The organism is Caballeronia sp. 11_S32 (genome assembly GCF_056930355.1).
On record NZ_JBXOWH010000003.1, the window covers coordinates 1,485,403 to 1,509,260 of the forward strand.

Below are 23,858 nucleotides of genomic sequence, written 5' to 3' on the forward strand. Positions count from 1 at the left end.
TTACCGTGTCTTTACCGTGTCCGGTACAGGTGATGTTGAACAATATAGTCCCATACAGCCGATGGGACCTGGGCGCGGGCATCCGTCGTGCCTTTCATCGTGCGTGCTGCCTCGCGGATCGCCGTGGCGGATACGTCGAGCAACAGCGTTTCGTCGATGTGCATGTGGCCGTGCGGGCTCGCGCGCAATACGTCGGGCGATGCGCGGCGCGCTTCGAGTTCGGCGGCGACTGCGGCGGGCAACGTCGCGATGTCGAAGCCCGCGCGCGTTTCCACGCAGATGTGCGCGTAGTCGAAAAGGCGCTTCCATTGATGCCACGAATCGAGCTTGACCAGCTGATCCGCGCCCATCAGCAGCGTGATCGACGCATCGGCGCCTTCGCGTTCGCGCCAGTGCGCGAGGGTGTCGACGGTATAGGTGTCGCCGTGGCGATCGATCTCGTCGGTGGCGACGGTGACCTGCACGCCATCGAGCGAAAGCGATGCCGCCGCCGCGCGCGTCATCGCCAGCCGATGCTCCGGCGCCGATACGCCCGCTTTCTGCCACGGCTGACCGGCGGGCAGGAGCACGAGCTCGGTCAGTTGCAGCAGCTCGACGAAGCGCCCGGCGAGCGCGAGATGCCCGTTGTGAATCGGATCGAAGGTGCCGCCGAAAATGCCGACGCGTTTCGTGCGGGGCGTCACAGCCATTCGCGCCGCACCAGGAAATCGGAGTAGAGGCGCGCTTCCGGCGTGCCCGGCTCTGGCTTCCAGTCGTAGCGCCAGTTCGCGACGGGCGGCATCGACATCAGAATCGACTCGGTGCGTCCGCCGCTTTGCAGGCCGAAGTGCGTGCCGCGGTCGAACACGAGATTGAACTCGACGTAGCGGCCGCGCCGATAGGCCTGAAACTCCCGCTCGCGCTCGCCATACGGCGTGTCGCAGCGGCGCTCGATGACCGGCTGATACGCCTTCAGGAACGCATCGCCGACGCTGCGCATCATCGCGAACGAGCGCTCGAAGCCGGGCTCCGAGTAGTCATCGAAGAAAATTCCGCCGATGCCGCGCTGCTCGTCGCGGTGCTTCAGATGGAAATACTCGTCGCACCACGTCTTGAAGCGCGGGTACAGGTCCGCGCCGAACGGATCGAGCGCGTCGCGGCAGACCCGGTGGAAATGGCGCGCGTCTTCCTCGTAGCCGTAGATCGGCGTGAGATCCATGCCGCCGCCGAACCAGAAGATCGGCGCTTCGCCTTCCTTCGTCGCGGTCAGCATGCGCACGTTCATGTGCACGGTCGGGCAGTGCGGATTGCGCGGATGCATCACGAGCGACACGCCCAGCGCCTCGAAGCCGCGCCCCGCGAGTTGCGGGCGCGCCGCGCTCGCGGACGGCGGCAGCGCGTCGCCTTGCACGTCCGAAAAACCGATGCCGGCGCGCTCGAAGAAGCCGCCGCCTTCCAGGATGCGCGTCACGCCGCCGCCGCGCAGATGCGCGCCGGGCTCGCGGGTCCAGGCGTCCGTGGCGAAGGCGGTGCCGTCGAAGGCGCCGAGCGCATCGGCGATGCGCGTCTGCAGGCCCGTCAGATAGTCGCGGACGGCCCCGATATCGTGGGCGGCGTCGTGTTCTTTGCGTTGTTCCGCGCTGCGGTTCGGTTCACTCATCGATTGCTGCGTGCGCCATGATGGCGGCCATGAATGGGCGGGGGTTAACCCTTCGTGTCAAAACTCTCAAAAGCACGCTGCCGGACACGAGGTCCGGCAGCGCGTGTGCTGGTGCGGCGTGAGCCGCGCGTGCCTGGCCTACTGCTTGTCGGCCGGCTTCTCCGCCTGCTTTTCCGCCGGCTTCTCCGAGGATTGCTTGCGGTTCAGCGCGCGATAGCCAATGTCCCGCCGATACTGCATGCCGTCGAACGAGATCTGATTCACTGTATCGTAGACCACGGATTGCGCGCCGCGCACGGAATCCGCCAATCCGACGACGCACAATACGCGCCCGCCCGAGGTGGTGAGCTTGCCGTCGGTGAGCGTCGTGCCTGCGTGGAAAGTGACGGAATGCTCGGTTTCCGCCGGAATGCCGCTGATGCGGTCGCCCTTGCGCGGCGTCTCCGGATAGTTGTGCGCCGCGAGCACGACGCCGAGCGCCGTGCGGCGGTCCCAGTCGAGTTCCACGGCGTCGAGCTTGCCGTCGATCGCCATTTCCACGACCTTCGAGAAATCGCCCTTCAGACGCGCCATGATCGGCTGCGTCTCCGGATCGCCCATGCGGCAGTTGAATTCGAGCGTTTTCGGATTGCCGTTCGCGTCGATCATCAGGCCCGCATACAGGAAGCCGGTGAAGCGGATGCCTTCGCTTTCCATGCCGCGCACTGTCGGCTGGATGATCTCGCGCATCACGCGCGCGTGCAGTTGCGGCGTGACGATCGGCGCGGGCGAGTACGCGCCCATGCCGCCGGTGTTCGGACCTTTGTCGCCGTCGAGCAGGCGCTTGTGGTCCTGGCTGGACGCGAGCGGCAGCACGTGCTTGCCGTCCACCATCACGATGAAGCTCGCTTCCTCGCCCGCGAGGAATTCCTCGATGACGACGCGCGCGCCCGCATCGCCGAGCTTGTTGTCGGCGAGCATCGAATCGACGGCGGCGTGCGCTTCTTCCAGCGTCATCGCGACGACGACGCCCTTGCCGGCCGCGAGGCCGTCCGCCTTGATGACGATCGGCGCGCCTTTGGCGTCGATGTACGCGTGCGCGGCGGCGGTCTCGGAGAAGGTTTCGTACTCGGCGGTCGGGATGTTGTGGCGCTTCATGAACGCCTTGGCGAAGTCCTTCGAGCTTTCGAGTTGCGCGGCTTCCCTGCTCGGCCCGAAGATCTTGAGCCCGCGCGAGCGGAACAGGTTGACGATGCCCGCGGCGAGCGGCTGCTCGGGCCCGACGAGCGTGAACGCGACATGCTCCTTTTCGACGAAATCGGCGAGTTCCGCCGGGTCCGTGATGTCGACGTTGCGCAGGCGCTCGTCCTGCGCGGTGCCGCCGTTGCCCGGCGCCACATAGACGATCTGCACGCGCGGCGATTGCGCGAGCTTCCAGGCCAGCGCATGTTCGCGGCCGCCGGAACCGACGACAAGTAACTTCATGTGAATCCCCGAAATCCTGACAAAAAGCGGCTTGAGAAAAAGCGGCGGGCGCATCGCGCGCGAAGCGCACGCATGACGGACGTCACGACGTCGCGAAGGCGGCTCGCGCCGACATCGGCTGCGTCACGCGCCTTACCTGACGATGCCGCGCCGCGTCGATGGTTCATCGATTGCCCGGCGCTGCTCCGGCCTGCGAGCCGAAGCGAAAGACATTCCATGCGAGGGCGGGCGGCTTTCGTTCTGCCGCGCGCCCCGGTGCGACCCGAATCAGTCTTCGTCGATCGCGGCGTTCGTGTAGACCTCTTGCACGTCGTCGAGATTTTCGAGCGCGTCGAGCAGTTTTTGCATCTTGACCGCGTCGTCGCCGCTGAACTCGACTTCCGTCTGCGGTTTCATCGTTACTTCGGCGAGTTCCGCCTTGAAGCCGGCGGCTTCGAGCGCGTCCTTCACCTTCTGAAAATCGTTCGGCGGGCAGATCACTTCGATGCTGCCGTCTTCGTTCGTCACGACGTCGTCGGCGCCGGCTTCGAGCGCGGCGTCCATCAGCTTGTCTTCCGGCGTGCCGGGCGCGAACAGGAACTGGCCGACGTGATCGAACATGAACGACACCGAGCCGTCCGTGCCCATGTTGCCGCCGAACTTCGAGAATGCGTGGCGCACTTCCGCGACGGTGCGGGTGCGGTTGTCCGTCATGGTGTCGACGATGATCGCCGCGCCGCCGATGCCGTAGCCTTCGTAGCGGATTTCCTCGTAATTCGCGCCATCCACGCCGCCCACGCCGCGCTGGATCGCGCGGTTGATGTTGTCCTTCGGCATGTTGGCGTCGTACGCCTTGTCGACAGCGAGACGCAGGCGCGGGTTCGAATCGACCTCGCCGCCGCCCATGCGCGCCGCGACCTGGATTTCCTTGATGAGGCGCGTCCAGACCTTGCCTTTCTTCGCGTCGGCCGCGGCCTTCTTATGCTTGATGTTGGCCCATTTCGAATGACCCGCCATTACCTTTCTCCATCGCGCGCGGGCATGAAGCCGTGCGCCTAGTGTGCTGTCGTGCTGAATGTGTCTGTTCGCGGCAGCTTTGCTGCGCGTTCGCGCGCGTGGTTTCCCGGACGGCCGCGGGGTTCGCTCGCGGATCGGCTTGATCCGGCGTAACCCGAATAGGAACAGACCGAAATTTTAGCATGGCGGCACGCGCTCCCTGTACCGCCGCGCGCGGACCGGAACGGGAAAAACGGCGCAAACCGGGTGAAATTTCGGCGAATCGAGGCGAATCCACGCGTAAACGCAAACCGCCGCGCGGTGGCGCGGCGGTCGGAGCCACGAAGGGCGCGCTCAGTTCCGGGTGCCGAAGAGCCGGTCGCCGGCGTCGCCGAGACCGGGGACGATATACGCATGATCGTTCAGATGCGAGTCTAGCGACGCGACATAGAGCTTCACGTCCGGATGCGCGTCCTGGAATACCTTCACGCCCTCGGGCGCGGCCACCAGCGCGACGAAGATGATGTTCTCGGCCTGCACCTTGCGGCGCTTCATCACGTCGACGGCGTGCACCGCCGAGTAGCCGGTGGCGACCATCGGATCGCACAGGATGAAGACACGCTCCTCGAGATCGGGCGGCAGGCGCACGAGATACTCGACCGGCCGGTGATCCTCCGCCCGATACACGCCGATATGCCCGACGCGCGCCGAGGGCACCAGATCCAGCAGCCCGTCCGACATGCCGATGCCCGCGCGCAGCACCGGCACGATCGCGAGCTTCTTGCCGGCGATCACGGGCGCGTCGATCTCGACGAGCGGCGTTTCCACGCGCTTGGTCGTGAGCGGCAGATTGCGCGTGATTTCGTAGCCCATCAGCAGCGTGATTTCCCGCAGCAGCTCGCGGAACGTGCGCGTGGACGTGTCCTTGTCGCGCATGTGGGTGAGCTTGTGCTGGATCAGCGGGTGATCGAGGATGAAGAGATTGGGAAAGCGGCTGTCTTGTTTCATGGGTCTCGCGCGCTGCGCGTCCTGCTCGTGTGAGGTTCTGCTTCTGACGCTCGGGAAATGGCGCGGACGAAACCACGACGGCGCCGGAGCGGGCAGTGGCGACAGTTTACCCAAAAGCCCGCTGTCCCCTAAGAAGATTCGCAAACCGTACGCCTCGAGTGGCCTCCGACGTTTCCGCCCCGATTCTTCTAGAATTGCGCGAGAGGCATGAGAAGACATGAGACCCGCATGCGCCGCAACGCGCGTGCCGAACCAACGCAGCAAAGACAACGGAGGATGTAACGATGGATATGGGAATCGCAGGGCGCACGGCGCTGGTGTGCGCGGCGAGCAAGGGCCTCGGACGCGGCTGCGCCGAGGCGCTGGCCGCCGAGGGCGTGAATCTGGTGATCACCGCGCGCACGGCCGAAGCGCTCGAAGCGACGGCCGCGCACATCCGCGCGCAATATGGCGTCGACGTGAAAACGGTCGCGGGCGACATCACGACGCCCGAAGGCCACGCCGCCGCGCTCGCCGCGTGCCCCGCGCCTGACATCCTGGTCAACAACGCGGGCGGCCCGCCGCCGGGCGACTTCCGCACGTTCACGCACGAGATGTGGATCAAGGCGCTCGAAGCGAACATGCTGACGCCGATCGAACTGATGAAGGCGACCATCGACAGGATGATCGAGCGCGGCTTCGGGCGCGTCGTGAACATCACGAGCTCGTCGGTGAAGGCGCCGATCGATGTGCTCGGCCTGTCCAACGGCGCGCGCTCGGGGCTGACGGGCTTCGTCGCGGGCGTCGCGCGCAAGGTCGCTTCGACGGGCGTCACGATCAACAACCTGCTGCCGGGCACCTTCGACACCGACCGCATCGCCGTGACCATGGAAGCGCAGGCGAAGGCGCAGAACCTTCCGCTCGACGAAGTGCGCGCGCGCCGTGCGGAAAGCCTGCCGGCCGGGCGCTTCGGCACGCCGGAAGAGTTCGGCAAGGCCTGCGCGTTCCTGTGCAGCGTGCACGCGGGCTACATCACCGGCCAGAACTGGCTGATCGACGGCGGCGCCTATCCGGGCACCTACTGAGCAGGCACGTACTGACACGGAGCATCCGATGACCACACGCGTCGCGCTGATCGCGCACGACATGAAGAAGGACGACATCGTCACGCTCGCGGGCGAGTTCGTCGACACGCTCGCGCAATGCAGCCTGGTTGCGACGGGCACGACGGGCGGGCGCATCGCGGCGGCGCACGGGCTGGAAGTCGAGCGCAAGCTGTCCGGCCCGCACGGCGGCGATTTGCAGATCGGCGCGGAACTGGCGGAAGGGCGCGTGCAAATCGTGATCTTCCTGCGCGACCCGATGACCCCGCAGCCGCACGAGCCCGACATCAACGCGCTCGTGCGCGCCTGCGACGTGCACAACGTGCCGTGCGCGACCAACATCGCGACGGCGCGCATGATTCTCGACGACTTGCGCCTGCGTTTCGCGCAGGCTTCCTGACTGAATGCATCTGGAGACAAACGAGCGATGACCAAGGCAATCCGATTCGACAAGGCAGGCGGCCCCGAAGTCATGAAGTGGGTCGACGTGGACGTGGGCGCGCCGGCCAAGGGCGAGATCCGCGTGAAGCATCACGCGGTGGGCCTCAATTTCATCGACGTGTATTTCCGCACCGGCCTCTATCCGATGCCGCTGCCCGGCGGCCTCGGCATGGAAGCGGCGGGCGAGGTGACGGCGGTCGGCGAGGGCGTCACGCAGTTCAAGCCGGGCGATCGCGTCGCGTATGCGTCGCGTCCGCCGGGCGCTTATGCGGAAGAACGCGTGATGTCGGCGGATTACGTCGTCAAGCTGCCGGATTCGATCGGCTACGAGGACGCGGCGTCGATCATGCTGCAAGGCCTGACCGCGCAGTATCTTCTGCGCCGGACCTATCGCGTGAAGGCGGGCGACACGGTGTTGATCCACGCGGCGGCGGGCGGCGTCGGCATGCTCGCGTGCCAGTGGGCGAAGGCGCTCGGCGCGACGGTGATCGGCACGGTCGGTTCCGACGAGAAGGCCGAGCTCGCGAAGGCGCACGGCTGCGACTATCCGATCGTCTACACGCGCGAGAACTTCACGCAGCGCGTGCGCGAGATCACCAACGGCGCGGGTGTGCCCGTCGTCTACGATTCGATCGGCAAGGACACGTATATCGCGTCGCTCGATTGCCTTTCGCCGCTCGGGCTGTTCGTGAGCTTCGGCAATTCGTCGGGTCCGCTGCCGCCGATCGATTCCTCGGAGCTCGCCGGACGCGGCTCGCTCTATTTCACGCGGCCGACGCTTTTCAGTTACATCGCCAAACGCAGCGATCTCGATGCGATGGCCGCCGAACTGTTCGAAGTCGTCGCGTCGGGCAAGGTGAAGACGAACGTGCGCCAGCGTTATCCGCTGTCCGACGCGGCGCGCGCGCACGAAGACCTCGAAGCGCGCAAGACGACTGGCTCGACGATCCTTCTGCCTTGAAACGACGACAAGCCGCACGGACGGCCACCCGATGAGCGAGCCGTCCGTCACCGTCGTCCTGATCGAGGACGAGAAACAGATTCGCCGCTTCGTGCGCGTGTCGCTCGAAGCGCAGGGCATGACGGTCCACGAAGCCGAAACCGGGCAGAAAGGTCTCGTCGAAGCGGCGACGCGCAAGCCCGATCTCGTCATCGTCGATCTCGGCCTGCCCGATACCGACGGTATCGACGTGATCCGCGAACTGCGCGGCTGGACCGGACTGCCGATCATCGTGCTGTCGGCGCGCACGCAGGAGGAAGAGAAGGTCGCCGCGCTCGATGCCGGCGCGGACGACTATCTCACCAAGCCCTTCGGCGTCTCGGAACTGATGGCGCGGATTCGCGCGCATCTGCGGCGGCGCAATCAGGCGTCGGCGAGCGAGACGCCTGTCGTCACCTTCGGCGATGTGACCGTCGATTTCGCGTTGCGCCGCGTCACGAGGGGCGGCGAGCCCGTGCATCTGACGCCGATCGAATACCGGCTGCTTTCGACGCTCGTGCGGCATGCGGGGCGCGTGCTCACGCATCGGCAATTGCTGGTGGAGGTGTGGGGGCCGTCGCATGTCGAAAGCCCGCACTATCTGCGCATCTACATGGCGCATCTGCGTCAGAAGCTCGAGCGCGATCCCGCGCAGCCCGAACATATCGTGACGGAAACGGGCGTCGGTTACAGGCTCGTCGGCGCGGCGTGATGGGCAGCGTGATGGGTGGCGTGCACGGGTTCGAGCTTCAGCGCGTGGAGCACGGTGTCGATCGGCTCATCGCCGCCGGTGAACGCGATCATCCTGTTGCCGATGCAAAGCGTCACGCATTGCACCGCGATGCGCGCGACGTCCGCGCGCGCCACTTCCGGCTTGCTCTTCGTGAGTTCGTTCGCGAGCGCGATCGCGCCGTGCGCGGGCTCGTCCGAGAGCGGCCCGGGCCGAAGGATCGCGTAGGGCACGCCGCGATGCGCGATGTATTCATCGGCTTCGCGCTTCATCCGCGAGTAATGGCGTAGCGCGAAGCCGCTGCGCTGCGGATCGAAAGCCGACAGCGCGCTGATCACGACGAGCTGTTGCACGCGCCGGCGCTTCGCGTAATCGGCGGTGCGCATGACGGCGTCCCGGTCGATCGCGCGCTCCTCGTGCACGCCTTCCGTTTCCGCCGATCCGGCCGCGTAGATCACATGCGTGATGTCGTCGAAGGCATGGGAGAAATCGTTGGTCAGATCGCCGAGCACGATTTCGGCGCCCATTGCCGCGAACTCGCTCTTGTGCGCGGACTTGCGCAGCATCGCGCGAAAGGGCACGGCTTCGTCGTGCAGACGCTGCGCGATCAGCCGGCCCGTGCGGCCGTGCGCGCCGATCAGCAGAACCTTTCGCGTGGTCATGGAGAAAACGCTCCTTCGCCTTGGGCCTTACCCTCTACCTCTACCCGACAAAGTAGGCGATTTTCGAGCGGCTTGCTGCGGTACGCATTTGCGCCCGCAGCATTTTCACTCCGCCGCGTTCGCCGGACGCGCCCGGCGCTGACGGCGCGCGCGCCGTTGTTCCGCGCGAATGCGGAAGCGGTCCATGTAGAGATAGACGACGGGCGTCGTATAGAGCGTCAACATCTGGCTCACGATCAGCCCGCCAACGATCGCGATGCCGAGCGGCGCGCGCATCTCCGAGCCTTCGCCGGTGCCGAACGCGAGCGGCAGCGCGCCGAGCAGGGCGGCGGCGGTCGTCATCATGATCGGGCGGAAGCGCAACAGACACGCTTCGCGGATCGCGTCCTGCGGCGTTTGCGCGCCGTGGCGCGTCGCCTCTATCGCGAAGTCGACCATCATGATCGCGTTCTTCTTCACGATGCCGATCAGCAGAATCACCGCGATCAGCGCAATGATGCTGAACTCCGTCTTGAAGAGCAGCAGTGCGAGCAGCGCGCCGATGCCCGCGGACGGCAGCGTCGAGAGAATCGTGATCGGATGGATGTAGCTCTCGTACAGGATGCCGAGCACGATATACACGGCCGCGAGCGCCGCGAGAATCAACATCGGCTGGTCGTTGAGCGATTGCTGGAACGCCTGCGCGGTGCCCTGGAAGCTGCCGTGGATGGTTGGCGGCACGCCGATCTGGGCCATCGTCTCGTAGATCGCGGCGGTCGCGTCCGAAAGCGACTTGCCCGGCGGCAGATTGAACGAGATCGTCGACGCGACGAACTGGCTCTGGTGATTCACCGAAAGCGGCGTGTTGCCCGGCCCGAACTTCGCGATGGCCGAAAGCGGCACCATCGTTTCCTTCGATGTCGACACCGCCGCGCCCGACGACGAGCCGTTCTTGCCCGTCGCCGCGATCGCGTTGGTGGCCGAGTTCTTGACGGCGGCGAGCGCGAGGGCGGCGGTGGTGTCGGTGGCGCTCGCCGACGAACCGCTCACGCCGGTCGAGCCGGTCGCGGATGCCGAAGCCGAGGTAGTCGTCGATTGCGTCGATGCCGAGCCGCTCGCCGTGCCGCCCGACGTGCTGATGTAGAGCTGCTTGAGCATCTCCGGGTCCTGCCAGTATTTCGGCGCGAGCTCCATCACGACGTGATACTGCGACAGTGGGTTGTAGATCGTCGAAACCTGGCGCTGGCCGAATGCGTCATAGAGCGTGTTGTCGATCTGCGCGGGCTTGATGCCCAGGCGCGCGGCGGTGGCGCGGTCGAACGTGACCATCGCCTCCAGGCCGCCTTGCTGCTGGTCGGAGTTGACGTCGGCGAGTTCGGGCCGCTTTTGCAGCGCGTCGGTGAGTATCGGCCCCCACTTGTAGAGGTCCGAGGTCGTATCGGACAACAGCGTGAACTGATACTGCGCGTTCGACTGCCGCCCTCCCACGCGAATATCCTGCACGGCCTGCAGGAACGTGCGCGCGCCGGCGACATCCGCGAGCGGCTTGCGCAGGCGGTTGATGACCTGATCCGCCGTCACCTTGCGTTCGCTCTTCGGTTTCAGCGAAATGAACATGAAGCCGGAGTTCGTCGAGCGCCCGCCTGTGAAGCCCGCGACGCTGTCGACGGCCGGATCCGCCTCGACGATCTTCATCATCTCCGCGAACTTGATTTTCATCGCCTGGAACGACGTGCTCTGGTCCGCCTGAATGCCACCGACGATGCGCCCCGTATCCTGCTGCGGGAAAAAGCCCTTCGGCACGATGACGTACAGATAGATGTTCAGCCCGATGGTCGCGAGCAGGATCAGCAGGATCGTGCGCGGATGCGCGAGCGCCCAGCCGAGCGTGCGCGCGTAGCCGCGCTGCATGCGGTCGAACTGGCGTTCCAGCCAGCGCGCGATGCGGCCTTCTTCCTTGCGCTTGCCAGGCTCCTGCAGCAGGCGCGAGCACATCATCGGCGTGACGGTCAGCGAGACCACGAGCGATACGCCGATCGCGAGCGAGAGCGTGAGCGCGAACTCGCGGAACAGCCGCCCGACGATGCCGCCCATCAGCAGGATCGGCAGGAACACGGCGACGAGCGACACGCTGATCGACAGCACCGTGAAGCCCACTTCCCGCGCGCCGAGTATCGCGGCCTGCATGCGCGGCACGCCTTTCTCGACATGCCGGGTGATGTTCTCCAACACGACGATCGCGTCGTCGACGACGAAGCCCGTCGCGATAGTCAGCGCCATCAGCGAGAGGTTGTCGAGCGAGAAGCCGAGCAGATACATGGCCGCGAAGGTGCCGATGATCGATATCGGCACGGCCACGCTCGGTATCAGCGTCGCGCGCCAGTTGCGCAGGAACAGGAACACGACCATCACGACGAGCGCCACCGCAATCACGAGCGTCAGCTCGGTGTCGTGCAGCGACGAGCGGATCGTGACGGAGCGGTCGGCGGTCGGCGTGATCTGCACGTCGGCGGGCAGGGCGGCCTGCAACTGCGGCAGCATCGACTTCACGCGGTCGATCGTCTCGATGATGTTCGCGCCCGGCTGGCGATACAGAATCACGAGCACCGCGCGCTTGTTGTTGATGAGGCCGAGATTGCGCAAGTCCTCGACCGAATCGACCACTTCGCCGACGTCCGAAAGCTTCACCGCCGAGCCGTTGCGGTACGCCACCACGAGATCCCTGTACTGCGCGGCCTTGCTCGCCTGATCGTTGGTGTAGAGCTGGACGCGCGTGCCCTTGAACTCGATCGCGCCCTTCGGGCTGTTCGCATTCGCCGATGCCAGCGCGGCGCGTACGTCCTCCAGGCCGATGCCGTAGTGGAACAGCGCGCCCGGCTCCAGCTCGACGCGCACCGCCGGATTCGCGGAACCGCTCACGTCGACTTCGCCGACGCCCGGCACCGTCGACAACGTTTGTTGCAGCACGGTCGCGGCTGAATCGTAGAGCGCGCCCGCCGTGCGCGTGGGCGAGGAGAGCGCGAGCACGAGGATCGGCGCGTCTGCCGGGTTGACCTTGTGATACGTGGGGTTGCTGCGCAGCGAAGTGGGCAGATCGGCGCGCGCGGCGTTGATCGCGGCCTGCACGTCGCGCGCGGCGCCGTCGATGTCGCGGTTGAGGCCGAATTGCAGCGTGATGCGCGTCGAGCCGACCGAGCTCATCGATGTCATCTCGCTCACGTCGGCGATGGTGCCGAGATGCCGCTCGAGCGGACTCGCCACGCTCGTCGCGACCGTTTCAGGGCTCGCGCCGGGCAGCGACGCCTGCACGGAGATCGTCGGGAAATCGACTTGCGGCAGCGGCGCGACCGGCAGCCGCACGAACGCGAACATGCCCGCGAGCGCGATGCCGATCGCGAGCAGCGTCGTGGCTACCGGCCGGTCGATGAAGATGCGCGACAGGTTCATGGCTCAGCGTCCTTCACCGGCGGCCGGCGTGCCCGGCGTATCACGATGAAAACGCGCGCGCAGCCTGGCGCCGAGCGAATCGAAGGCGAGATAGATCACGGGCGTCGTGAAGAGCGTGAGCAACTGCGACACGATCAGACCGCCGACGATCGCGATACCCAGCGGATGCCGCAGCTCCGAGCCCGCGCCCCAGCCGACCATGAGCGGCAGTGCGCCGAGCAGCGCGGCCATGGTCGTCATGAGAATCGGGCGGAAGCGCAGGAGGCACGCCTGAAAGATCGCCTCGCGCGGCGGCTTGCCTTGGTCGCGTTCGGCTTCGAGCGCGAAGTCGATCATCATGATCGCGTTCTTCTTCACGATGCCGATCAAGAGCACGATGCCGATGATGCCGATGATGTCCAGATCGTGTCCGGTGATCATCAGCGAGAGCAGCGCGCCGACGCCCGCGGAAGGCAGCGTCGAAAGGATCGTGATCGGATGGATGAAGCTCTCATACAGCACGCCGAGCACGATATACATCGTGACGATGGCCGCGAGAATCAGGAACAGTTCGTTCGACAGCGACGCCTGGAACGCGAGCGCCGCGCCCTGGAAGCGGATCTGGAACGACGCGGGCAGGCCGATGTCCTGCTTCGCCGCCTCGATCGCCTTTACCGCTTCGCCGAGCGATGCGCCCTTCGCGAGGTTGAAGGAGACGGTCGTCGCCGGGAACTGCCCGAGGTGCGTGACGAGCAGGGGCGCCGCGCGCTCGTGGAACTTCGCGATGGCCGAAAGCGGCACCTGACCGTTGCTCGCGGTCGAGGAGGGCAGATAGATGCCGTTCAGCGTCTCGCTGTAGTGCGCGTCCGAAGGTTCGGCTTCGAGAATCACGCGGTACTGGTTCGACTGCGTGAAGATCGTCGAGATGATGCGCTGGCCGAATGCGTCGTAGAGCGCGTTGTCGACGGTCGCGGGCGTGATACCGAAGCGCGCGGCCGTCGCGCGGTCGATCTCGATGTACACCGACTGGCCGTTCTGCTGGAGGTCGGTGGCGACATCCGTCAGGACCGACGTGTGCTGCAGACGCTCGACGAGCTTCGGCACCCATTCCGCGAACTCGGACGGATTCGGGTCCGTCAGCATGAACTGATATTGCGTCGGGCTGACGGTGGAGTCGATGGTCAGATCCTGCACCGGCTGCATGTAGAGCTTGATGCCGGGAATGTCCGCGACTTCGCTCTGAATGGTGCGGATGATGTCGCTCGACGTGTTGCTGCGGTCGTCGCGCGGTTTCAGGTTGATGAGCATCCGCCCGCTGTTGAGCGTGATGTTGCTGCCATCCACGCCGACGAACGAGGTCAGGCTTTCCACGTCGGGATTCTGCAGGATCTTGGCGGCGAGCGCCTGCTGCTGCGCGGCCACTGCCTGATACGACGCGGCCTGCGGCGCCTGCGTGATCGCCTGGATCACGCCGGTGTCCTGCGTCGGGAAGAAGCCCTTCGGGATGAACACGTACAGCACGCCGGTCAGCACGAGCGTGAGCACCGCGACCACGAGCGTCGCGCGCTGGCGCTCCAGCACCCATTCGAGCGCGACCGCATAACGGCCGATCACGTAATCGATGAACTGATGCGCGCGCGCCTCGAAGCGCTTGCTTTCCTTCGGCGGCGTGTGGCGCAGGAGCTTCGCGCACATCATGGGCACGAGCGTCAGCGAAACGATCGCCGAAATCACGATGGTCACCGCGAGCGTGATCGCGAATTCGTGGAAGAGCCGGCCGACGACATCGCCCATGAAGAGCAGCGGAATCAGCACGGCGATGAGCGACACCGTCAGCGAGATGATGGTGAAGCCGATCTGCTTCGAACCCTTCAATGCGGCTTCGAGCGGCGGGTCGCCTTCCTCGACGTAGCGCGCGATGTTTTCGATCATCACGATCGCGTCATCGACGACGAAGCCCGTCGCGATGGTCAGCGCCATCAGCGAGAGATTGTCGAGCGAGAAGCCGCACAGATACATGACCGCGAGCGTGCCGACGAGCGAGAGCGGCACGGACAGGCTGGGGATGATCGTCGCGTAGACGTTCGCGAGGAACAGATAGATGACCAGCACGACGAGCACGACGGACAGCGCGAGCTCGAATTGAACATCGCGCACGGACGCGCGGATGGTCGTGGTGCGGTCGGTGACGACACGCACGTCGAGCGCCGCCGGCAGCGACTGCTGCAACTGCGGCAGGATTTTCTTGATGCCGTCCACGACCGCGATCACGTTCGCGCCCGGCTGGCGCTGCACGTTCAGGATGATCGCTGGCGTCGAATCGACCCACGCGCCGAGCTTCGTGTTCTCCGGGCCCTGCACGATGGTCGCGACGTCCGTCAACATCACGGGCCGGCCGTTCCGATACGCGACCACCGCGCTCTTGTAGGCGTCGGCGTCCGTCAGCTGGTCGTTCGCGTTGATCGTGTAGGCGCGCGTCGGGCCGTCGAAATTGCCCTTCGGCGTGTTGACGTTCAGGTTCGAGATCGTCGTGCGCAGATCGTCGATGTTGAGGCCGTATGACGCGAGCGCGCGCGTGTTCGCCTGAATGCGTACGGCGGGGCGGTTGCCGCCGCTCACCGACACGAGGCCCACGCCCGCCACCTGCGAGATCTTCTGCGCGAGGCGCGTGTCCGCGAGATCCTGCACCTGCGTCAGCGGCAAGGTTTTCGAGCTCACGGCGAGCGTCATGATGGGCGCGTCGGCGGGATTCACCTTCGCGTAGATTGGCGGCGCGGGAAGATCCGACGGCAGCAGGTTGCCCGCCGCGTTGATCGCCGCCTGCACTTCCTGCTCGGCGATATCGAGCGGCAAGTCGAGGCTGAACTGCAACGTGATGACCGATGCGCCCGCCGAACTCTGCGACGACATCTGGTTCAGGCTCGCCATCTGGCCGAACTGCTTTTCGAGCGGCGCGGTGACGCTCGATGTCATCACGTCCGGCGATGCGCCCGGATAGAAGGTCTGGACCTGGATCGTCGGATAGTCGACGGCGGGCAGCGCCGAGAGCGGCAGAAAGCGCAGCGCGACCAGGCCGACCAGCATGATCGCCGCCATCAGGAGCGCCGTGCCGACCGGGCGCAGGATAAAAATGCGGGATGGGTTCATGCGTTGGCTGACGTGTTACTGCTGCTGCGATTGCTGGCGGCGGTGCCCGCCGTGGCGCGTACCCGAAGCGGCGGAAGCAGGCGCGGCCGCCGAGGCGCCCGACGCACCCGACGCCGCCTTCGCCTTCTCGGCCGGAATCGTGATCTTCGCGCCTTCCTTCAGGCGGTCGGAGCCGTCGATCACCACGCGCTCGCCCGCCTGCAAACCGGACTTGATGCTGGTGCGCTCGCCATCGACCGGGCCGACCTTCACGTTGCGCACGGTGACGGTGTTATCCGGCTTCACGATATACACGAACGCGCCCGACGAGCCGTTCAGCACCGCGGGCGTCGGCACGATGGTCGCGTCCTTGATGACATCCACGAGCAGCTTCGTGTTCACGAACTGATTCGGAAAGAGCATGCCGCCCTTGTTGTCGAAGGTGGCGCGCAGCTTGACGGTGCCGGTGGCCGTATCGATCTGGTTGTCGACGGTTTCGAGGAAGCCGGATTCGAGCGCCGTGGTGTTCGCGCGGTCGTACGCGGTGACCGACATCTTCGTGCCCGCGTGCAGCGGCTTGAGAATGGCGGCGAGGTTGTCCTCGGAGGTCGTGAAGATCACGCTGATCGGCTGCAACTGCGTGATGACGACGACGCCGTTCGTGTCTCCCGTCGTCACGTAGTTGCCCGGGTCGACTTGCCGCAGGCCGACGCGTCCCGACACCGGCGCCGTGATGCGCGCGTAGGTGAGATCGAGCTTGTAGGTATCCACGTTCGCCTGGTCGGACTTCACGGCGCCTTCGTACTGCTTGACGAGCGACGCCTGCGTGTCGACCTGCTGCTTGGCGATGGAATCCTGCGACAGCAGCGTCTGATAGCGCTGCAGGTCGAGGCGCGCGGTCTGCAGCAGCGCCTGGTCCTTCGCGAGCGCGCCTTCCGCGTTGCGCAGCGAGATTTCATAGGGACGCGGGTCGATCTGCGCGAGCACGTCGCCCTTCTTGACCATCTGGCCTTCCCGGAACGCGACATCGACCAGCGTGCCGTTCAACTGCGTCTTGACCGTGACGTTGGCAAGCGGCGTGACCGTGCCGAGCGAATTGATGACGACAGGCATTTCACCCTGCGTGACGGTTGCCACGTGCACGGGCTGCGGCTGATTCATCGCGTTCGGGCCGCCGCGCCTTCCGCCCTGACGCGCTTCCTGCGGGCTGCTCGTGCCGCCGCTGCCGCCCCGGCTCCACGGATGCCACCACGCGATCGCACCGGCGACGATCAATATCGCGACGATGAGCGGCACGATTCTGCGGCGCCGCGGCGCGGATTCGACGGCGTCGGGCGTTGCAGGCTTGGGAGGCGTCGGGCGCGGCTGCCCTAGGGGATTCTTTTGGTCGTCCATCGGTTCTGTGGCTGGGTCTTTCAAGTCTGTCGTACGGGGCGCGGATGGGCGGCGGTTGCGGTTCGGGCGCGACCATGACGGTGCGTCGCGCGCATGAACCGCGACCGGGGCGCAGGCCGTGAGGCTGAAGGCCGTGAATGGGGCGGGGCCATCGAAAGCAGCCGGAAAGCCGCCTCCCGAAGCCGGGTCTAGCCCACGGCGCGGCCCGGTGCGCGCGAAGCATGATGCTACGTCCCGCACCGGAGGCCGTCCACCGGGCTATCTTTCTGTTGATTACGACTGTTACATGCGCGCGGGCGCAGGCTTTCGATGTGCTTCGACCAGTCGACGGCCGCCGCGTAGTCTAACCGGCGGCTTGCGCGTCGTTCGTGGTGTGCGTGCCGCCGATTTCGCGCGTGATGCGCGCGACGCATTCGAGCAGCGCGGGCGCGACGTCGTCGACGAGTATTTCGCGCGGACACTGATGCGCGGCGCCGCCGCAATTGACCGAGTAGCGCTCGCCGGACGGCCCGATGAATCCTGCGGCGACCGCGTTCAGCCCGCGATGCCATTCGCCGACGGACATCGCGAAGCCCAGGCGCACGGCCTCGTCGATGCCGCGCTGCAAGCCGCCGGCGATGGTCGGCCAGTCGTCGCCCGACGCAGTCTGCAAGCTGCCGATGAGCGCGCGCCGGTCTGCTTCCGACAGCACCGAAAGATACGCGCGTCCAACCGCCGTGCGGCTCAGATCCATTCTGCCGCCGACCTCGAGCCGCGATACCAGCACCGCCGATCGCGGCCGGATGGCATCGATTACAACCATCTCGAGACGATCGCGAACGGCGAGGTGCACGGACAGGCCGGTGCGTTCTGCGAGCCGGATCAGGTAGGGGCGCGCCCGTGCGCGGATATCGAAATTGCGCAGGAATCCGTTGCTCAGTTCGAGAACCGACGCGGTCAGCACGAAGCGCTCGCTGTCGGGCAGCCGATGCAGGAGTCCCGCGCCGACGAGCGTCGCGGTGATGCGCGAAATCGTCGGCTTCGGGATACCGGTCCAGTCCGTCAGTTCGCGATTACTCACGGGCGCATCCGCGCCGGCAATCCGGCGCAACACGTCGAGCCCGCGTGCGAGCGCCGTGACTTCCTCGCCGTCCTTTTCGCGGATGCGTTCCCGGGTCGGCGATCGATCGTTGTGCATTGGCATTCTTTTTGTGAAACATCGTTTTGATTGATGGCGGGAGTCATTCTACTAGCGCGGCGCAACAAACTTGCAAACGATGCAAACCTTTCCATTAACCTGCAACGGTAATGGAGCAGCGGCGTTCTGTTGAACGAAACTTGGGCAGTTGCCCGGACCGCGAAATTTTGCTTGACTTGGGCAACGAACCCGTAAAAAATGGAACCGAATTTCGAAACTTGAAACGACGTGCGTATTGGCGCTTTCCGTTCGTGGTTCGGAATACAGGCTCTCAGGTTCTAGCACGGCCCTCGGAATGGCTAGAACTTTTAAGGCGCTACGGCAACGTAGCGCCTTTTTTTTCGTCCGCGCGTTTCGTCAATGCGTTCGCGCGAATATACCTGTAAAGCGTGGGGAGTCGCCTGATCGGGCGCGATGGGCCGTGAGCCCGGGATGGGAGAGGAAGAGAGGCCGGCGGCGATGGAGGAGGGTGTAACCGCCGGCGCTGGAGGACTCAACACATGTTGCTGAACACGCGACGCTGCCTGAGCAGGCGTTTGCCGCGCACGATCCAGTAGATGCTCGCGAATACGAGCAGCGAGGCGACTGACAGCACGATGAGCGGCGAGATGCGCTCGGGCGCCGGCGGACTCGTCGCGATGAGCAAGGCCGCGAAGAAGGCCGCCGCCGCCTGATAGAACGAGCGATGGGCGAGGTTGCGGCGCATGCGGGGTGTGGTGAATCGGGAGACGGGGGCGCGGGTAAACGGCTCGAACAGCATCAGCGCTGCAACGAGGGCGATGGCGGCGTTCATCAGGAGCATGGTGCGGGAATTCGTGGGGGCGGGGACGCCGGCGAATATATGCCAACCGAATATGCCGCTAAAACCAGAAGTCTCTTAAATGTAGAGGGAAAGTTCTATTTCTCGTTGGGCCGCGCGGCGCGGGTCCACAATCTTTTACGTGGACTTGTCGTGGGCGTCCCGCGTCGGCAAGGTTCTCCTATGATGCAAGGTTTCATCGTCGATTCGTGCGTCAGACTCGCGATCGTCGCGACGTCGACCGGCTCATTCGCGGGCCGGTTTTCCCGAAAGCGTATGATGGGCGCCAATTTCAGGATGGAAATCGTGCGCGTGATGCCGTGCGCAGGACGATTTCCGTAGGAGTGCGCGATGACGCGCACGCAGCAGATGGAAGGTAAGACCATGCAGATGACTCCCATGACCCGCATCGCCGTCGCGCTCACGGCGCTCGGCGTGCTGGCCGCTTGCGAGAAGCACGACGCGACCGCCGGACAGGCCGCGAGCGCATTCAACAATTTCGCGAGCCAGACCAGCCAGAAGTTCGACCAGGCGGCAAGCTATGTCGGCCAGAAGGTCGATGCGGCCAAGCAGTCGGCACAGCAGAATCTCGACAGCGCCGGCTCGATGCCCGATATGTCCGCGAGCAGCGCCGCGGCAACCGCGCGGTCGAACTTCGACAGCGCGGCGAGCGCCACGAACGCCGCGATCAACAATGCCGCGAGCGCGACGGGCGCTGGCTTGCAGTCGGCGGGGCGCAAATTGCAGGAATGGTCCGCGAAGGACGGCGGCGCGTCGAGCACGCATGCCGGCGCGCAGGCATCGGGCGCGAGCCCCTCGGCCGACGCCAGCGGCGCGCGCACCGAGATGGACAAATAGCGCGCTGCTTTGCGTGGCCGATGCGCCGATTCGTCTGAAAAAACAACGCGCGAACACTAACATTCGGTTACGTCCGCATTGGGCGGCGTGCCAGTCTCAGCCGCTAAACTGGCGGTCTTTCAGAAATCGAGACCGTTATGAAGTCACGCAAGCTCGCGTCTGAATGTGCGTGGGCGATCGTCGCGATGTCCTGGATGGCGGCGCTCATGCGCCTGCGCCCGTTTTCCCTTGCGGTGTCGTCGATACTCGCCGCGTCGATCGCGCTCGCGGCGCCCGCCGCCCAGGCCGCTCCCGCTCTCACGCTGCCTTCCTTCCAGGAACTGATCACGCCCGCGGCGCCCGCGTCAGCGCCCGCCGCCGCATCGGGCGCGGACGCGCCGGCCATGTCCGATGCCGAGATGGTGCGCTCGCTCGACAACATCATCACGACGCTCGACAGCGACAAGCAGCGCGCTGCGCTCGTCGCGCAGCTGAAGCACCTGCGCGATGCGAAGCGCGCCGCCGATGCCACCGCTCCGGCATCCGGCGCCGCGGCGGCATCGGCAACGACGGACGCCGCGGCAAGCGGCCCGACGGCTGCGGGCGCGACGCCGACATCGGGCGCGACGGCATCGTCGGTGGTGGCGACGATGGCGCAGAACGCGGGCCTGCTTGGCGCGATCGCGTCGGCGCTCACCAACATCGAGGCCGACGTGAAGCGCGGCAAGACGCCGATCGCCTATTGGGGCGGCCGCTTCAACGCGGCCGGCAACGAGCTTTTCACGATCGTCACGAGCCAGAGCCGCGAACCGTTCTGGCGCACCCTCTTCAATTACTTCGCGACGCTCGCCGGCTGGGGCGCGTGCGCCTTCGTGCTGGTTTATCTGCAGCGGCGCGGGCAGGCGCGTTATGGGATCGACACCGGCCTGCATTCGAACCCGACGACGCGCGAGCTGCTGCTCTTCACGCTGCGCCGCGTCGCGCCGTATCTGTTCGCGTTTCTCGCGGCGCTGACCTTCACGCATTACATGCCGCTTTCGCTCGGGCGCACGCTCGCGATGGTCACCGCCTACGCGATGGTCGCGGGCGCGGTGTTCTCCGCGATCTGCCTCATCATGTTCTCGCTGTTCGGCTCGGCGCACCGGCGCGTCGCGGTGAACCTGCTGATCCTCCGCGCGCGGCGGCTGCTGTTTCTGATCGGCACGCTCGGCGCGCTCGGCGACGCCGCCGCCAATTACGATGTCGCGCAGCAGCTCGGCACCAATCTCTCCGCGTTGATTTCGACGTGCGCGAACATGGGCGCCGCGGGCCTCACCGCGTACTTCGCGCTCGCGTTCCAGCGGCCCGTCGCGCACCTGATCCGAAGCCGCTCCTACGAGCAGCGCAACACGCGCAAGGCCGCGACCGAAACCTTCGAAGTGGTCGCGTCGCTGTGGCAGCTGCCGTTGCTCCTGCTCGCGTCGGCTTCGGTGGTGGCGACGCTGATGGGCATCGGCACCTCGGAGAATGTGCTGCAGATGGCGATCGCGACCGCGGGCCTGCTTGTCGTCGCGTTCTTTCTCTCCGCGATCGTCGTGCGCATCACGCGGCCCAAGTCGAGGAAGCCGAGGCGGCAGTCCGCGTACGTGCGCAGGCTCGTCAAGTTCGTCGGCACGATGATCGTGGTCGGCGTATGGCTCGTGTTCCTCGAACTGTCGTCGCGCTTCTGGGGCTTTTCGCTCGCGCACATGGCCGAGGAGAGCGTCGCCGCGCGCGGCATTACGCACGCGGTCGCGATGATCGTTCTGACTTTCTTCGTCGTTTGGCTCGTGTGGATTCTCATCGATACGGGTATTCAGGAAGCGCTCAGGCCCGACGCGGCGCGGCGCGGCGGACGCGGCCCGAGCATGCGCGCGCGCACGATGCTGCCGCTCGTGCGCAACGTCGTCTTCGTGTTCCTGTTGACGGTCGCGGCGATCGTGACGGCCGCGAACCTCGGTCTGAACGTGACGCCGCTGCTCGCGGGCGCGGGCGTGATCGGCCTCGCGGTCGGCTTCGGCGCGCAGTCGCTCGTCGCGGATCTGATCACGGGGCTTTTCATCATCATCGAGGACACGATTTCGGTCGGCGATTCGATCGAGGTCGAAGGTGGCCACGCGGGCATCGTCGAAAGCCTGACGATTCGCACCGTGCGGCTGCGCGACGGCCAGGGGGCGATCCACGCAATCCCGTTCTCGCAGATCAAGACGGTGAAGAACCTGTCACGCGATTTCGCGTACGCGGTGTTCGAAGTGCGCGTGCCGTTCACGGCGGACGTCGACGAAGTCACGCAGATGATCCGCGAAGTCGGCGCCGAACTGATGGCTGATTTCCGCTACCGGCTCGAAATGCTCGGGCCGGTGGAAGTGTGGGGGCTGGACCGCTTCGATCCGAACTGGATGGTCGTGAAAGGTCAGATCAAGACGCGGCCGCTGCAGCAATGGAGCGTCGCGCGGGCGTTCAATCTGCGCATCAAGCGCAAGATGGACGAAGCCGGCATCGAGATTCCCGTGCCGCAAATGCACGTGCAGATGACGCGCGACGCGATGCCGGGCGCCGACGCGGCGGAAGCGCGCGAGCGCGCGCGCCGCATCTGGACCGGCGAAGCGCCGGGGCCGGCGGAAGAGGAAGAGGCGCTCGCGGCGGGTCCCGAGCTTCCGCGCGAGACGAAGGCCGCGGTGACGGCGGCGCGCGATGTCTCCCACGAACCGCGTCCGGCGCCGCCGCCGACCGATCAGTCCGTGCAGATTCCGCCGCAGATTCCGACGGCGTCCGAGCCGGGCAAGGGCTGAGCTTCCCTCAGGCGGCGAGCAGATCGTTGACGTGCGTGGCGATCTGCTCGCCCGCTACGCCATAAACATGCAGCGACACGGCGCGCACGGCGGCATCGGCGGGATTGCCGAGCTGATGGATCGCGCCGCGCCCCGCATCCACATAAGAGACCGCGCCCCGCGCGCGCGGATGACGCCGCGTCTCGATCGCGCGATGCCCCGGCGCATCCCAGCGATACAAGGTTTCTTCGAGCGTGCCGTCGATGACCGCATAGCCGCACCACGTCCGATGACCATGCACCGGGCTCGCTTGCCCAGGCTCCCAGACGAGCGCGGCGATCGCATAGCGGTTGAGCGGATCGGCGGCGAGCAGATGGCGGCAATAGTTCAGCGGATTGCTCGTGCGCTGATCGGGGCTCAACAGTGCCGGATCCGCGATCGCGCGTTGCAGCGCGAGGCGCACGCGCTCCCCGAAGGTCGCGCGCGGGCCGGTATCGGCGGCGGCGAAAGCGGCATCGATTTCGCGGCACAATTGTTCGAGCGCCGCGCTCCGGTTCACGTGCGAAGCCGGCGGAAGGGGCCGCGTCGGGCGGCTGACATGTTCGAGTTGCATAGTGAAAAGGCCGTCACTTTCTTGTTGTCCATTCAGTTCATTTATACCGGCTTGCCTCCAGAATTAGTTTCCATATAATTCCGCTCGAACACACAGAAATAGAATAATTTCCTATAAGGGGTGCGCATGGGAATGGACCTCATCGACCGCAAACTGCTCGAGTTGCTGCAAAAAGATGTGACGATGCCCATCGCGGAACTCGCGCAACGGGTGAACCTGTCGCAGACGCCTTGCTGGAAGCGCGTGCAGCGTCTGAAAGAGACCGGCGTGATCCGCGCGCAGGTCGCGCTGTGCGATCCGAAGAAGCTGGGCGTCGGCACGACGGTGTTCGTCGCGGTGCGCACGAATCAGCACACGCAGACGTGGGCGGACGACTTCACGCGCGCGGTGCGCGATATTCCGGAAGTGGTCGAGGTGTATCGAATGAGCGGCGAAACCGATTATCTGCTTCGCGTCGTCGTGTCGGATATCGAGGACTACGATCGCGTATACAAGCAACTGATTCGCGCCGTTCCGCTTTATGACGTGAGCTCCAGCTTCGCGATGGAGCAGATCAAGTATTCGACGGCGCTGCCGGTACGGCCGACGCTGGAACCCTGAGAAATGGCCGGATAACGCGGAGATCGATCACGTACTTGCGGCGATTGATTGCTCGTCTTCAAATAAACTTAGGACTTTTAAGTGATGATTCGGGGGCGTCTCAGGCGTATTATCAAACCATTCCGGGCCGTTATATT

Annotated in this window: 19 protein-coding genes; 7 read left to right on the forward strand and 12 right to left on the reverse strand. The window is 65.6% G+C overall.

What is annotated here, in order from left to right:
- Positions 1 to 11: 11 nt before the first annotated feature.
- The 5 genes from AC1Z32_RS18530 to upp all read right to left on the reverse strand — a co-directional run bounded on the left by AC1Z32_RS18530 (position 12) and on the right by upp (position 5,086).
- On the reverse strand, positions 12 to 689 hold the full coding sequence (locus AC1Z32_RS18530; protein ID WP_483479983.1) for a nicotinate-nucleotide adenylyltransferase: 678 nt from the start codon (positions 687 to 689) through the stop codon (positions 12 to 14).
- Positions 680 to 1,639, reverse strand: a complete 960-nt coding sequence (hemF, locus tag AC1Z32_RS18535) for an oxygen-dependent coproporphyrinogen oxidase (RefSeq protein WP_483479984.1) — start codon at positions 1,637 to 1,639, stop codon at positions 680 to 682. Before hemF ends, AC1Z32_RS18530 begins: the two co-directional genes overlap by 10 nt.
- 138 nt (positions 1,640 to 1,777) lie before the next feature.
- Positions 1,778 to 3,103, reverse strand: coding sequence for a phosphoribosylamine--glycine ligase (purD, locus tag AC1Z32_RS18540; RefSeq protein WP_483479985.1), 1,326 nt, complete (start codon positions 3,101 to 3,103; stop codon positions 1,778 to 1,780).
- A 267-nt stretch (positions 3,104 to 3,370) separates the two neighbouring features.
- Positions 3,371 to 4,099 carry a YebC/PmpR family DNA-binding transcriptional regulator gene (locus tag AC1Z32_RS18545; RefSeq protein WP_062602829.1) on the reverse strand — a complete coding sequence of 243 codons (729 nt, stop codon included), beginning with the start codon at positions 4,097 to 4,099 and terminating at the stop codon, positions 3,371 to 3,373.
- Between the two features lie 333 nt (positions 4,100 to 4,432).
- Positions 4,433 to 5,086, reverse strand: a complete 654-nt coding sequence (gene upp, locus AC1Z32_RS18550; RefSeq protein WP_062602831.1) for a uracil phosphoribosyltransferase — start codon at positions 5,084 to 5,086, stop codon at positions 4,433 to 4,435.
- A 284-nt stretch (positions 5,087 to 5,370) separates the two neighbouring features.
- On the opposite strand from upp, the gene AC1Z32_RS18555 reads away from it, so the two are divergent.
- Genes AC1Z32_RS18555 through kdpE form a run of 4 tightly spaced genes read left to right on the forward strand, consistent with a single transcriptional unit; the run spans position 5,371 to position 8,300 of the window.
- Positions 5,371 to 6,150 (forward strand): SDR family oxidoreductase, encoded by a 780-nt coding sequence (locus AC1Z32_RS18555; protein WP_483479986.1) that lies wholly within the window; start codon positions 5,371 to 5,373, stop codon positions 6,148 to 6,150.
- Positions 6,151 to 6,178: 28 nt separating this feature from the next.
- Entirely contained in the window at positions 6,179 to 6,568 is a 390-nt protein-coding gene (locus tag AC1Z32_RS18560) for a methylglyoxal synthase (protein WP_483479987.1), read from the forward strand.
- Positions 6,569 to 6,595: 27 nt separating this feature from the next.
- A complete protein-coding gene (locus AC1Z32_RS18565; RefSeq protein ID WP_483479988.1) occupies positions 6,596 to 7,570 on the forward strand; it encodes a quinone oxidoreductase family protein in 975 nt (324 codons plus the stop codon).
- A gap of 31 nt (positions 7,571 to 7,601) precedes the next feature.
- Positions 7,602 to 8,300 (forward strand): two-component system response regulator KdpE, encoded by a 699-nt coding sequence (kdpE, locus tag AC1Z32_RS18570; RefSeq protein ID WP_483479989.1) that lies wholly within the window; start codon positions 7,602 to 7,604, stop codon positions 8,298 to 8,300.
- On the opposite strand, the gene AC1Z32_RS18575 is transcribed toward kdpE, so the two are convergent.
- The 6 genes from AC1Z32_RS18575 to AC1Z32_RS18600 form a co-directional block, all read right to left on the reverse strand.
- Positions 8,276 to 8,980 carry an SDR family oxidoreductase gene (locus AC1Z32_RS18575; RefSeq protein ID WP_483479990.1) on the reverse strand — a complete coding sequence of 235 codons (705 nt, stop codon included), beginning with the start codon at positions 8,978 to 8,980 and terminating at the stop codon, positions 8,276 to 8,278. The genes kdpE and AC1Z32_RS18575 overlap by 25 nt on opposite strands.
- A gap of 105 nt (positions 8,981 to 9,085) precedes the next feature.
- Entirely contained in the window at positions 9,086 to 12,406 is a 3,321-nt protein-coding gene (locus tag AC1Z32_RS18580) for an efflux RND transporter permease subunit (protein WP_483479991.1), read from the reverse strand.
- A gap of 3 nt (positions 12,407 to 12,409) precedes the next feature.
- Positions 12,410 to 15,532, reverse strand: a complete 3,123-nt coding sequence (locus AC1Z32_RS18585; RefSeq protein WP_483479992.1) for an MdtB/MuxB family multidrug efflux RND transporter permease subunit — start codon at positions 15,530 to 15,532, stop codon at positions 12,410 to 12,412.
- 15 nt (positions 15,533 to 15,547) lie between these two features.
- Entirely contained in the window at positions 15,548 to 16,906 is a 1,359-nt protein-coding gene (locus AC1Z32_RS18590) for an MdtA/MuxA family multidrug efflux RND transporter periplasmic adaptor subunit (RefSeq protein WP_483479993.1), read from the reverse strand.
- Positions 16,907 to 17,249: 343 nt separating this feature from the next.
- On the reverse strand, positions 17,250 to 18,083 hold the full coding sequence (locus AC1Z32_RS18595) for an IclR family transcriptional regulator (RefSeq protein ID WP_483479994.1): 834 nt from the start codon (positions 18,081 to 18,083) through the stop codon (positions 17,250 to 17,252).
- A 493-nt stretch (positions 18,084 to 18,576) separates the two neighbouring features.
- Positions 18,577 to 18,885, reverse strand: a complete 309-nt coding sequence (locus tag AC1Z32_RS18600) for a hypothetical protein (protein ID WP_483479995.1) — start codon at positions 18,883 to 18,885, stop codon at positions 18,577 to 18,579.
- A gap of 381 nt (positions 18,886 to 19,266) precedes the next feature.
- Here AC1Z32_RS18600 and AC1Z32_RS18605 point away from each other — a divergent pair, with 381 nt between their 5' ends.
- Both AC1Z32_RS18605 and AC1Z32_RS18610 read left to right on the forward strand, forming a co-directional pair.
- A complete protein-coding gene (locus AC1Z32_RS18605; protein ID WP_483481676.1) occupies positions 19,267 to 19,740 on the forward strand; it encodes a BCAL1086 family glycoprotein in 474 nt (157 codons plus the stop codon).
- Positions 19,741 to 19,877: 137 nt separating this feature from the next.
- Complete coding sequence (locus tag AC1Z32_RS18610) at positions 19,878 to 22,529, forward strand: mechanosensitive ion channel family protein (protein WP_483479996.1); 2,652 nt, start codon at positions 19,878 to 19,880, stop codon at positions 22,527 to 22,529.
- Between the two features lie 7 nt (positions 22,530 to 22,536).
- Here AC1Z32_RS18610 and AC1Z32_RS18615 read toward each other — a convergent pair whose 3' ends face one another.
- Complete coding sequence (locus AC1Z32_RS18615) at positions 22,537 to 23,121, reverse strand: cysteine dioxygenase family protein (protein WP_483479997.1); 585 nt, start codon at positions 23,119 to 23,121, stop codon at positions 22,537 to 22,539.
- Positions 23,122 to 23,247: 126 nt separating this feature from the next.
- Here AC1Z32_RS18615 and AC1Z32_RS18620 point away from each other — a divergent pair, with 126 nt between their 5' ends.
- The gene (locus AC1Z32_RS18620) at positions 23,248 to 23,721 is read left to right on the forward strand and encodes an Lrp/AsnC family transcriptional regulator (protein WP_483479998.1); all 474 of its coding nucleotides are present in this window, start codon (positions 23,248 to 23,250) and stop codon (positions 23,719 to 23,721) included.
- Positions 23,722 to 23,858: the final 137 nt, after the last annotated feature.

Excerpts from the sequence above, each read along its gene's own strand:
- AC1Z32_RS18530 (WP_483479983.1), bottom strand. The coding sequence starts at position 689 with ATGGCTGTGACGCCCCGCACGAAACGCGTCGGCATTTTCGGCGGCACC.
- hemF (WP_483479984.1), bottom strand. The coding sequence starts at position 1,639 with ATGAGTGAACCGAACCGCAGCGCGGAACAACGCAAAGAACACGACGCC.
- purD (WP_483479985.1), bottom strand. The coding sequence starts at position 3,103 with ATGAAGTTACTTGTCGTCGGTTCCGGCGGCCGCGAACATGCGCTGGCC.
- AC1Z32_RS18545 (WP_062602829.1), bottom strand. The coding sequence starts at position 4,099 with ATGGCGGGTCATTCGAAATGGGCCAACATCAAGCATAAGAAGGCCGCG.
- upp (WP_062602831.1), bottom strand. The coding sequence starts at position 5,086 with ATGAAACAAGACAGCCGCTTTCCCAATCTCTTCATCCTCGATCACCCG.
- AC1Z32_RS18555 (WP_483479986.1), top strand. The coding sequence starts at position 5,371 with ATGGATATGGGAATCGCAGGGCGCACGGCGCTGGTGTGCGCGGCGAGC.
- AC1Z32_RS18560 (WP_483479987.1), top strand. The coding sequence starts at position 6,179 with ATGACCACACGCGTCGCGCTGATCGCGCACGACATGAAGAAGGACGAC.
- AC1Z32_RS18565 (WP_483479988.1), top strand. The coding sequence starts at position 6,596 with ATGACCAAGGCAATCCGATTCGACAAGGCAGGCGGCCCCGAAGTCATG.
- kdpE (WP_483479989.1), top strand. The coding sequence starts at position 7,602 with ATGAGCGAGCCGTCCGTCACCGTCGTCCTGATCGAGGACGAGAAACAG.
- AC1Z32_RS18575 (WP_483479990.1), bottom strand. The coding sequence starts at position 8,980 with ATGACCACGCGAAAGGTTCTGCTGATCGGCGCGCACGGCCGCACGGGC.
- AC1Z32_RS18580 (WP_483479991.1), bottom strand. The coding sequence starts at position 12,406 with ATGAACCTGTCGCGCATCTTCATCGACCGGCCGGTAGCCACGACGCTG.
- AC1Z32_RS18585 (WP_483479992.1), bottom strand. The coding sequence starts at position 15,532 with ATGAACCCATCCCGCATTTTTATCCTGCGCCCGGTCGGCACGGCGCTC.
- AC1Z32_RS18590 (WP_483479993.1), bottom strand. The coding sequence starts at position 16,906 with ATGGACGACCAAAAGAATCCCCTAGGGCAGCCGCGCCCGACGCCTCCC.
- AC1Z32_RS18595 (WP_483479994.1), bottom strand. The coding sequence starts at position 18,083 with ATGCACAACGATCGATCGCCGACCCGGGAACGCATCCGCGAAAAGGAC.
- AC1Z32_RS18600 (WP_483479995.1), bottom strand. The coding sequence starts at position 18,885 with ATGCTCCTGATGAACGCCGCCATCGCCCTCGTTGCAGCGCTGATGCTG.
- AC1Z32_RS18605 (WP_483481676.1), top strand. The coding sequence starts at position 19,267 with ATGCAGATGACTCCCATGACCCGCATCGCCGTCGCGCTCACGGCGCTC.
- AC1Z32_RS18610 (WP_483479996.1), top strand. The coding sequence starts at position 19,878 with ATGAAGTCACGCAAGCTCGCGTCTGAATGTGCGTGGGCGATCGTCGCG.
- AC1Z32_RS18615 (WP_483479997.1), bottom strand. The coding sequence starts at position 23,121 with ATGCAACTCGAACATGTCAGCCGCCCGACGCGGCCCCTTCCGCCGGCT.
- AC1Z32_RS18620 (WP_483479998.1), top strand. The coding sequence starts at position 23,248 with ATGGGAATGGACCTCATCGACCGCAAACTGCTCGAGTTGCTGCAAAAA.